We start from the raw sequence: 9512 nt of genomic DNA, 5'->3' as shown, positions 1-9512 counted from the left end.
CCCCCCGAAGCCGCGATCTCCTCGTAGCTCGCCCCGGCAGTGCGTTTGGCGAACTCGTCGGTGCGGTCGCCGCCGAAAACCGGGTGGCTGTGGCAGTCCACAAGGCCGGGAATCAGAGTCTTGCCTGCGGCGTTGTAGCGTTTCGCGTCGGGCGCATTGCGCAGCAGGTCGTCAAGCGGGGCGATGCGTTCAATGCGGCCGTCCCGGCAGAGCACGGAGACGCCGGTCAGGGTTTCGAGGCCGCCGAGCCCCCGACCCCGGTGGTCTCCGGGGCGGGGCGTGACGATTCTTGCGGGCTGTTCGACGATCAGGGCCATGAAGCCTCCCGGCTATTTGATCATTGGCAGGTTGAGTCCCTTTTCCTTCGCGCACTCGATGGCGATGTCGTAGCCTGCGTCAGCGTGACGCATGACCCCGGTTGCCGGGTCGTTCCAGAGCACGCGAGCGATCTTTTCGTCGGCTTCTTTGGTGCCGTCGCAGAGCATCACCAATCCGGCGTGCTGTGCGTAGCCCATGCCCACGCCGCCGCCGTGATGGAAGCTGACCCATGTGGCCCCGGAGGCGCAGTTGAGCAGGCAGTTGAGGATCGGCCAGTCGGAGACCGCATCCGAGCCGTCCTTCATGGCCTCGGTCTCGCGGTTGGGGCTGGCCACAGAGCCGGAATCCAGATGGTCGCGGCCGATGACGACCGGAGCCTTCAGTTCGCCGTTTCTGACCATTTCGTTGAAGGCCAGCCCGAGACGGTGGCGGTCGCCGAGGCCCACCCAGCAGATGCGCGAGGGCAGACCCTGAAAATGAATCTGATCGCGGGCCATGTCCAGCCAGTTGTGAAGGTGCTTGTCGTCCGGGATCAGCTCCTTGACCTTCTCGTCGGTCTTGTAAATGTCCTCGGGATCGCCGGAGAGGGCGGCCCAGCGGAAGGGACCCTTACCGGAACAGAACAGGTCGCGGATGTATGCGGGAACGAAGCCGGGGAAGTCGAAGGCGTTTTCAAGGCCCATGTTGTAGGCTTCCTGCCGGATGTTGTTGCCGTAGTCGAAGGTGGGGATGCCCATCTTCTGGAAATCGAGCATGGCCTGCACGTGTGGCACCATGGATTCGCGTGCGGCCAGCATCACGGCGTCGGGGTTGTCCTTCTGCTCGGCTTCCCACTGTTCCACGGTCCAGCCTGCGGGCAGGTAGCCGTTGAGGGGGTCATGGGCGCTGGTCTGGTCCGTGACCGCATCGGGCCTGACGCCCATCTCCACCAGCTTGGGGTAAAGCTCTGCGGCGTTGCCAGAACGCCCACGGTGACGGGCTTGTTCTCCTCGCACGACTTGCGGATGAGCTCCAGCGCGTGGTCGAGGCTGTCGGCCTTCATGTCGAGGTAGCCGGTGTCGAGGCGCTTCTGGATGCGTTCCTCGCGGCACTCGATGGCCAGCATGGACGCGCCCGCGAATTTGGCGGCCAGCGGCTGGGCGCCGCCCATCCCGCCGAGGCCCGCGGTCAGAATCCACTTGCCGGAGAGGTCGCCGCCAAAGTGCTTCTTGCCCATGCTCACAAACGTCTCATAGGTGCCCTGAACGATGCCCTGCGAGCCGATGTAAATCCACGACCCTGCGGTCATCTGGCCGAACATCATCAGCCCCTTGCGGTCCAGCTCGTTGAAGTGTTCCCAGTTGGCCCAGTGGGGCACGAGGTTGGAGTTTGCGATGAGCACGCGCGGCGCGCCGGGGTGGGTGCGGAACACGCCCACGGGCTTGCCGGACTGCACCAGCATGGTCTCGTCTTCCTCGAGGTTGCGAAGTGTCTCGCAGATTTTGTCGAAGCACTCCCAGCTGCGCGCAGCGCGTCCGATGCCGCCGTAGACGACGAGGTCTTCGGGCCGCTCGGCGACCATGGGGTCGAGGTTGTTCATGAGCATCCGCAGCGGGGCTTCGGTCTGCCAGCTCTTGGCGCTCAGCTTCGTGCCGGTGGGGGCCGTGATGGTACGCTTGGTCATGGTCGTCTCCTCTGTGGTTCTAAATATCGTTTGCACCGCCGCCGGGGGTGAAGGTGCCGCCAAACGTGTAGCGGCTGGCGGGGTAGTAGAGTTCCGCGTAGGAAACGAGCCGCTCGCCCGTCCACGTCTTGCGGCGCAGGAGCAGGCAGGGTTCGTTTTCCGGGATGTTCAGGAAATACTGTTGCTCGGAATTGGGCAGCACGGCCGTCAGCTCGTGCTCGGCCTTCATGAGCGGGGCGGCCTTCATGAGATACTTGTGCGCGGTGGTCTGGGTGAAGTCCAGCGTGAGGTATTTCGGGGCCAGCCGCACGTCGACATAGCGGTCTTCAAGCTGCACGGGCACGCCGTTCTCGCAGTGCACGACCTTTGAACGGGCGAGGCTGTTGGCCGCGCCTTCACCGAAGACATGCGCCGTAAGCGGTGACTGGGGTTCTGCCGCCAGATATTTAAGGTCGCTGTAATAGTCTGCGCCGCGCCCCCGGATTTCTTCGGCAATGTCCGCAACCACCAGCAGGTCGCTTCTGGGGATTCGCTTGGCCACGAAGGTGCCGCGTCCCCGCTCTCGGTAGACGAGTCCTTCCGTTGCCAGCTCCTTGATGGCCCGGTGAACGGTCATCCTGCTGGCGGAAAAGAGCTTCATCAGCTCGAACTCCCCCGGGACGATGTCGCCCGGTTTCCACTTACCGTTGTCGATGTTCTCCACTATATAGTCGCGAATCCGCGATCCGAGTCCTTTACGAGACATGAATGAACCTCTGTATATACATTTGTTTCGATATGTATATACAATCACTCAGGCCATCGTCAAGCATGATTGGAGCAATCGTGAGTTAGGGCAAAAAAAAGCGGGCGCCCGGACATTCCGGACGCCCGCTGGCGATTCGATTTGCTGCGGCGGCTACTTGAGCCGGGCCTGCTCCAGCAGGTCTTCAAAAAGCGGGGGCAGCTTGGCCGCGAATTCTTCGAGCAGGGGCATCATCAGCGCCTTCATCTGCGGGTGCGGCCTGCCGGTGGTGCCCACGGCCCTGAGGGCGAAGATGTGACGCCACTCCCGGTAGTTGGCCGTGACCACGATTTCGGTCTTGAGGCTGTTGGGCAGGACTTCGCGGGCTTCTTCGGGCGCGCAGCCCATGTCGAGCAGCGCGAGGTAGTCCTTTTCCACGCTCATGCAGCTTTTCTCAAAAGTCGTCTGTGCGCTCTGTCCCCGTTGGTCAACCCAGAAGGGGCGGATGAACTGGATGTCGTCATCGTTGCCGTAATTGACGTAGCGGGTGGATTCCTGCCCGAAGCTGGCCATGCGGTGGCGCACCAGCTCGTGGGTTACGCCGCGGTTGGTGCGGAACCAGACAGAGGCCAGCCCGTGCTCGATCATGGCTTCATGCCCGCGCTTGCGAAGCATCCGCGAAAATTTGGAGGAGGAGTGTCTGGCGCAGATGTCGCAGTGCTCGCCCTGACCGTTCCAGCGGGCTTCCTCACCGGGCAGCATGCCGCCGCCTTCGCGGCAGATTTCGGGGGTGCGCTCCTCTTCGGGGATCGTGCAGCCGATCTTGCTTTCGGATTTGTAGCAGGTGCGCCCGGCCCGTTCGATGATCTCAAGGCCGTCCATGCGAAGGATTTCGTGTTTCTGGCTGACGATTTTCATGGCTGCTCCTTCTCGTAAATTCGCTGCGGTCTTCCGCGTCTAGCGGTCGTCGCCGCTGCCCTGAATGACGCCGCGTTCCTTGCGGTCAAACAACTTATCCAGATTCATCTGCATGACTTCGGACGGGTTGAGGCCGACCTCTTCGCAGGTGCGGGCGAGGTACCAGAACAGGTCGCCCAGCTCGCCTTTGAGTTCCTGACGCTTCTTTTCGGTCAGCTCCATGTTGTCGTCGCGGATGATCTTCTTGACTTTGTTGGCAATCTCTCCGGCTTCCCCGGCAAGGCCCAGCGTGGTGTAAAGAAGGCCGATGGTCTCGCCCCGGCCGGGGTAGAGGGCGGTCTTTCTGGTCTGCTCCGCGTATGCGTTCATATCCACTGGCGTATTCCTCCGGGTGGTGTGCTCGTTTGAATTGTGCGACCGATTCTCGGGCGCGGGCGTGAGCACCCTTTTGTATACATGCTTTGGCCGAGTAGCAAGAATTTCATCCGGGCAGGGAGAGGGGGAAACACGGGTGCTGAAAGGGTGAAGGTCAGCGCACTGAAGGCGGGTAGCTCTTGCCGCCCCAATCGATGCAGCCGTCCTCGCGGGGGCTTCCGGAGCCGGTAAAGGCGATGCCCACGCGGGTGTAGCCTTCTTCGCCGCCTTCCATGCTGCGAATCTCCCCGGCGCACCAGTATGGCTTGAACTCCTTCTCCCTGAAATTGAAAAGGAAAATGTTCAGCACTACCGGGCCGCCGGTGACGCAGGCCGGGGGCAGGTTCTGGTTCCGCACGTTCAGGGCCATGCCGCCGTTGGAGATATTGATGACGGTGTTGGCCTCGTGGCCGGAATCGTCCTGCGCGTAGGAGTTGACCCCCACGTCGGGCGGGGAGTCCTGAAATTCGTATGTGGAGTCCATGGGCGAGACCCACAGGCGCACGCGGATGAACTGCTGGTCCATGACCTTTTTGCGCACGTGCTCGCGGCGCTTGACGTACCCGAAGTGACGGGGTGTTTCGAGCACGATGCGCTCTGCGTCGGCCTTTCCCGCCGTGGCGCTGAACACGTTGATGCGCGTGCCGTTCACCGATGTGGGCGGGAAAAGGATCGAGACTTCATCGCCCTGTTGCGGGTCCTTGCCGTTGCGGTCGAGAATGTCGCATTGCAGCCGCTTGCGGCCTGCGCGGGTGATGACGCACCTCAGCGCCGGTGAAGTGTCGTCGTTCATGGTCACGTCGATGGCCGCGCCCTTGCGGCTCAGCTCGGCCGGAATGTCCTCTTCGTGGGTGAGACCTTTCCTTCGCCCGGAGCGCATGAAGGAGAGGGCGGCCAGAAGCAGGACGACCGCCAGTACTGCGAGGGCTCCGGCCAGCAGCATCCGCACCTGCTCGGGCGATGAGAGGCCGAATATCCCGGAAAGAAGCTCGGTGAGCGGGCCGTCGATGTATCGTTGTATATCGGTGAGTAGTTCCATCACTTGAAATTCACGAAATCCTTTTTAGCCGCCATTACCTTGTAGAGATAGCGGCGTGTTTCAGCATGCGGCAGATTCTCGCGCAGCTTTGCGTAAAGTGCTCCGGGCTTCATGCCGTTGATAACATCGTACGCCTTTTTCCTGTCACTGTCGAAAGTTCGCAGGACGTTGCCCGCGCCGCCGTTGTACCCGGCGATGACACAGTATTCTCTGGAGACAGGGTCGGCCACGCCGGAGAGGTAGCGGGTCTGCAACAAATGCAGGTAGCAGGTGCCGTAGGTGATGTTGGTCGGGGCATCAAAGAGTTGGTTTACGGTAGGCTTGCCCTTTCTGCCGTTCAGGTAGCGGTATACGTCGCCCCCGGCGGTTTTCGGCACAACCTGCATCAGCCCCACGGCCATGGCGTGGCTGACCGCGAAGGGGTTGAAGTCCGATTCGACCTTCATGATGGCGTAGACGAGGTTCCTGCTTACGCCGAACCGCTTGGCCGCGTTTTCCACCAGCGCCTTGTATTTGCGGGCGCGGACGTGCAGGTGGTCGGAAACCATGGGGAACTGCACGTAACGCACCGTGCGCCCATCGTCGTTTCGTGTCTTGAGCGCGGTCTTGAGGAGGTAGTCCGCGTAGCGCCCGGCTCGCCACTCCCAGCGGATGGGCTTTCCTTCGTGGTCAAGTACCTCGTTCAGCAGGAACGGGACGCCGCCGAGCGTGACCTTGCCTGCATCGTAGAGGTCCAGCGCCCTTGGGTCGTCGGGAGTGAGGAGTGCGGTGACGATGGCTTCACGAAGGCTCTTCTCCGGCTGCTTTTTATCCACCGTCTCCACGCGCACGAAGCCTTGGTCAAAGTCCACCACGGCGCGCGACTTGAACGCCTGCGTGTATTTTACATAGACCTTGGGCTGCGGCTCCAGCACGTCATCTCCCCACTCTCCGGAAACAGCCTTTCGGAACGCTTCGAGGATTTCGCCGAAGCGTTTCATGTCGCTGATGAGCGCCATGGGGTTGGTGGCGTAGGAGGTCGCCTTTGACCGTGCAAAACCTTCAGCGGCAGAAGCGACGTCCCCTGTGGCTGCTGCTGTTGCGATGCGAACCGCGTCGCCCCTGGAGCATGAAAGGAGCAGGGGGAGCAGAAGGCAGAGCGTCAAAGCGGGGAGTGCGGTGTCAAACCGTGGTAATGTTTGTAGTGGTTTCATCAGTGTCAGTCCGGGTATAAAATTTCACTTTCGTATTTTTCTAGAGACTCTTTAGAGAGGAGTATAGCTTGAAGATGCCGCAAACGAAAGTGATAGAGCGAATCAGTTCCGACCTGGAACCGCTCATAGAGCGGTTTATGTCCAATTCGCTCAGTGATCTCAGTGCCATGCGCGCTTCTCTCAAGCATGATGACTTCGAGACCGTACAGAGGCTCGGGCATAACGCCAAAGGTTCGGGACTGGGGTACGGATTTCTCGTCCTCGGAGAGATCGGCCGCCGTATCGAGGATGCGGCCAAGAAGCGTGATTCCGTTGCGGTAGCCTATGAACTCGACGAGCTGGAGCGCTACCTGCAATGCGTTGAGGTCGAACTTGTTTAAGTGATTTTTCGATAAAGCCCCCCACTCCGGTGGAGCGGGGGGCTACTACTATGCAGACCCGCATGGTCTTCGTTTCTACCGTTCCATCATTTGCGGCACGCCGTTCGGAGCCCGCACTGAAAGTACCCCTCGTATTTTTCTGTTCCACCTGACGAATCAGGCTGTGGGACTCATCCCACAGCCTGAGTGTATTCTTTAAAGGAGTTGACAGGTTGCAAGCCGATGCAAGCCTTCGTGGCTGTCTGGCTACACCTGCTTGAGGCTTTGTATAATGTCGGAGAGGCGCTGGGCCTGTTCCGCGAGGTCGTCAAGTGCGTGCTTGGACTGCGTCATTGCACTGGCCGTGTCAGAGGATATGCGGTTGATCTCTTCGACCGTGCGGTTGATCTCCTCGCTGGCGGCCGATTGTTCTTCCGCTGCGGTTGCGATACCCCGGACCTGATCGGCGGTGCCCATGTTTACCTCGAGAATATCGGCAAGGGCCTGCTCGGCCTGTCCGGCAAGCTCGTTGCTTGTGCCGACGGCCATGTTCGCAGACTGCATTGAGTCGATGGATTGGCGGGTGCCGTCCTGAATGGATGTGACGGCCTCGCCCACTTGCCGGGTGGCGTCCATGGTCTTTTCCGCAAGCTTTCTGACCTCGTCGGCGACTACCGCGAAGCCTCGGCCTGCCTCGCCCGCCCGGGCCGCCTCAATGGCCGCGTTCAGTGCCAGCAGGTTGGTCTGGTCTGCAATGTCGGTGATGACGTCCATTATCTTGCCGATGCCGTCAGCAAGCTCGCCGAGGGAGCTGAGATCCTTTTGCATCTCCTCGGCCTTGCGGCTGACGCTGTCCATGGATTCCACAAGGCTGTGCACCACCTCACGACCCGCCTCCGCGCTTTCGCGGGCCTGATCCGCACCGTTGGCCGCTTCACCTGAGTTGCGGGCCACTTCCATGACCGTGGCGTTCATTTCTTCCATGGCGGTGGCCGCTTCGCCGGTCATGCGGTCCTGTTCGGCTGCCCCGAGGTTGGCCTGTTCCACCTGTGCGGAAAGCTCGCCGGATGCGGAGCTGAGGCGCTTCACAACCTCCTCCAGCTGATAGGCAGCCTGAGACATGCCTTCGGCTTTGGCGGTTTCGGCCAGTTGGCAGGCGTCCTCCGCTTCCTTCTTGGCCTCTGCCGCGCTGGCGGCCAGTTCTTCAGCCTCGGCGGTTTTTTCCTCAGCGGTTTTGATCATGCCCTTGAGGCTCTCCACCATCTCGCGAAGGGCCTTGGCCATGGTGCCGATCTCGTCGCGCTGATCGATGTCCAGATGACTTTCCAGATCGCCCTGTGCCACTTTGACAGTGTATTCGGCTGTCTGGATCACCGGTCGGGAGATGATTCTGGCAAGCACGAGCAGTACGCCCAGCAGGACCACCACGGCAATCACGCCGATCAGGATTCCGGTTTCTGCAATGACGCCCGCCTTGGCTGTCACCTTGGCAAGCGGCACCACCACGGTAAGGCTCCACGGCGTGGGAGAGTGTCCAATGGAGATGGGCGACACTGTGACGTATTGCTTGTTTTCGGTTGCCTGAGAAACAGTGCGGAAGCTGTAGTGCTTTCCTTCTGCCACGGCCTTGAGATATGCCCTTTTGTGCTCCGGGTCGCTACTTCGCCGAGATTCTTGCCGAGCATTTCAGAGTCGGGGTGGGCGATGATGGTGCCGTCGTTGGCGACCAGAATGGCGTAGCCCGTCTCATAGGGTCGGATGCTCGTGACGATCTCCTGAAGGTCGGTCAGGTAGAAGTCCACGCCCGCCACGCCGATGTTTTCGCCATCACGTTGAATTGGAAACCCGGTGGAAGCGAGCCAGTTCGTCTTGCCGTCCACGGTCCAAGGGTAGGGCTTGCTGATCGTTTCGACTGTTCCGCTCATGGGGATATCGAACCAGTCGCCGCTCAGGTTGTTGGTGCCCTCGTAACTGGTGCCGATCGTGTCGCCATCTCGATAGTGGTAGACGCGCATGGTTCCCTTGAAGACGTCGCGGTACTCGTCTTCACGGTCGTCAAAGCGTCCGGGAAGACAGGCTACCCAGGATCCGGAGAGTTCCGGATGGTTCTTCAGGACGTTCTTGAGAAATTCTTCCAGATATTCACGCCGGGGGACGGGCTCAGCCTGAACCGCCTCGTTGAGAGCCGACTGGATGGTCCGGCTGACGGCCATGGCCGAGCCGAGGGTCTCCTTGATTTCCAGCGAGTATCCTCGCGCCTTGTCGTCAGCCAGTTCGACGGCTTGGGAAACCACAAGGTCCTGTGCGTTCTGCGTCATGAGCCATGTACTGGCCGCCAGAACAAACAAAACCACCGTGAATGTGGGGATGATGATTTTTAGCCGCAGGCTCCAGTTCATGAAGTTCATTCATATTCTCCTTGGTTCAGGGATACCCCGATGGCTGGCTGGTGGCAGGATGGAGTGGCGTGTTGCTCCATGCCTATGTTGATAAAAGTGAGCTTTGAAACATATCGTTGCAAGCTTTTGTGCTTCTGAAAAGAGGGCAATGCTGTATATGTTCTTGATGGTTTTTTGATTATAAATATAGAGTCAAAGATTATTTCAAGTATGTCTTTTACATTCCCCTTCGATGGAGTTTTCAACTCATGCCACGGGCAACGCGCTAAAGCAATACGATTAAAGTTGCATAACAGGCGGCCTCTTACAGAAGAGTTACGTTCATGTTTCCTGCATGAAACATCATGTGTGGTACGGCGCACTGGCGTGAAGTGTTTTGTGTCGATCTGATTATATTCGGCGCCAGCAGTATCAGGATAACTGGTGGAAGCGATTGCAGGATTGTTTGGCATGAGCCGTTTGCGACCCCTTCTGAATCGTCTGAG

At 60.0% G+C, this 9512-nt stretch carries 9 protein-coding genes and 2 pseudogenes; 1 reads left to right on the top strand and 10 read right to left on the bottom strand.

Annotation, left to right across the window (positions count from 1 at the left end; translation table 11 throughout):
- The 7 genes and pseudogenes from JCM12178_RS04610 to JCM12178_RS04580 form a co-directional block, all read right to left on the bottom strand.
- Positions 1-317 (bottom strand): annotated as a pseudogene (locus JCM12178_RS04610) (imidazolonepropionase); the annotation flags it as partial.
- A 12-nt stretch (positions 318-329) separates the two neighbouring features.
- Positions 330-1981: pseudogene (gene hutU / locus JCM12178_RS04605) on the bottom strand (urocanate hydratase).
- Positions 1982-2000: 19 nt separating this feature from the next.
- Complete coding sequence (gene hutC, locus JCM12178_RS04600; RefSeq protein WP_083465734.1) at positions 2001-2726, bottom strand: histidine utilization transcriptional repressor HutC; 726 nt, start codon at positions 2724-2726, stop codon at positions 2001-2003.
- 153 nt (positions 2727-2879) lie between these two features.
- Positions 2880-3623 carry an FAD-dependent thymidylate synthase gene (gene thyX, locus JCM12178_RS04595; RefSeq protein WP_054649171.1) on the bottom strand — a complete coding sequence of 248 codons (744 nt, stop codon included), beginning with the start codon at positions 3621-3623 and terminating at the stop codon, positions 2880-2882.
- Between the two features lie 39 nt (positions 3624-3662).
- Positions 3663-3992 (bottom strand): nucleoside triphosphate pyrophosphohydrolase family protein, encoded by a 330-nt coding sequence (locus tag JCM12178_RS04590; RefSeq protein ID WP_083465733.1) that lies wholly within the window; start codon positions 3990-3992, stop codon positions 3663-3665.
- A gap of 160 nt (positions 3993-4152) precedes the next feature.
- A complete protein-coding gene (locus JCM12178_RS04585) occupies positions 4153-5076 on the bottom strand; it encodes a PilZ domain-containing protein (protein WP_054649167.1) in 924 nt (307 codons plus the stop codon).
- Positions 5076-6269, bottom strand: coding sequence for a murein transglycosylase domain-containing protein (locus JCM12178_RS04580; RefSeq protein ID WP_054649165.1), 1194 nt, complete (start codon positions 6267-6269; stop codon positions 5076-5078). The genes JCM12178_RS04585 and JCM12178_RS04580 overlap by 1 nt, the downstream gene beginning before the upstream one ends.
- A 74-nt stretch (positions 6270-6343) precedes the next feature.
- Here JCM12178_RS04580 and JCM12178_RS04575 point away from each other — a divergent pair, with 74 nt between their 5' ends.
- Positions 6344-6649: an Hpt domain-containing protein gene (locus JCM12178_RS04575; protein ID WP_157054748.1), complete on the top strand. Its 306-nt coding sequence runs from the start codon at positions 6344-6346 to the stop codon at positions 6647-6649.
- A 246-nt stretch (positions 6650-6895) separates the two neighbouring features.
- Here JCM12178_RS04575 and JCM12178_RS04570 read toward each other — a convergent pair whose 3' ends face one another.
- Genes JCM12178_RS04570 through JCM12178_RS18170 form a run of 3 tightly spaced genes read right to left on the bottom strand, consistent with a single transcriptional unit; the run spans position 6896 to position 9479 of the window.
- Positions 6896-8134, bottom strand: coding sequence for a methyl-accepting chemotaxis protein (locus tag JCM12178_RS04570; protein ID WP_054649161.1), 1239 nt, complete (start codon positions 8132-8134; stop codon positions 6896-6898).
- A complete protein-coding gene (locus JCM12178_RS04565) occupies positions 8110-9036 on the bottom strand; it encodes a PDC sensor domain-containing protein (RefSeq protein WP_054649159.1) in 927 nt (308 codons plus the stop codon). Before JCM12178_RS04565 ends, JCM12178_RS04570 begins: the two co-directional genes overlap by 25 nt.
- Positions 9033-9479, bottom strand: a complete 447-nt coding sequence (locus JCM12178_RS18170; RefSeq protein WP_157054746.1) for a hypothetical protein — start codon at positions 9477-9479, stop codon at positions 9033-9035. Before JCM12178_RS18170 ends, JCM12178_RS04565 begins: the two co-directional genes overlap by 4 nt.
- Positions 9480-9512 lie beyond the last annotated feature (33 nt).

This window comes from Salidesulfovibrio brasiliensis JCM 12178, assembly GCF_001311825.1.
Classification (GTDB): domain Bacteria; phylum Desulfobacterota; class Desulfovibrionia; order Desulfovibrionales; family Desulfovibrionaceae; genus Pseudodesulfovibrio; species Pseudodesulfovibrio brasiliensis.
Note: the sequence above shows the minus strand (reverse complement) of the source record. Positions and strands in the feature narration are given on the sequence as shown.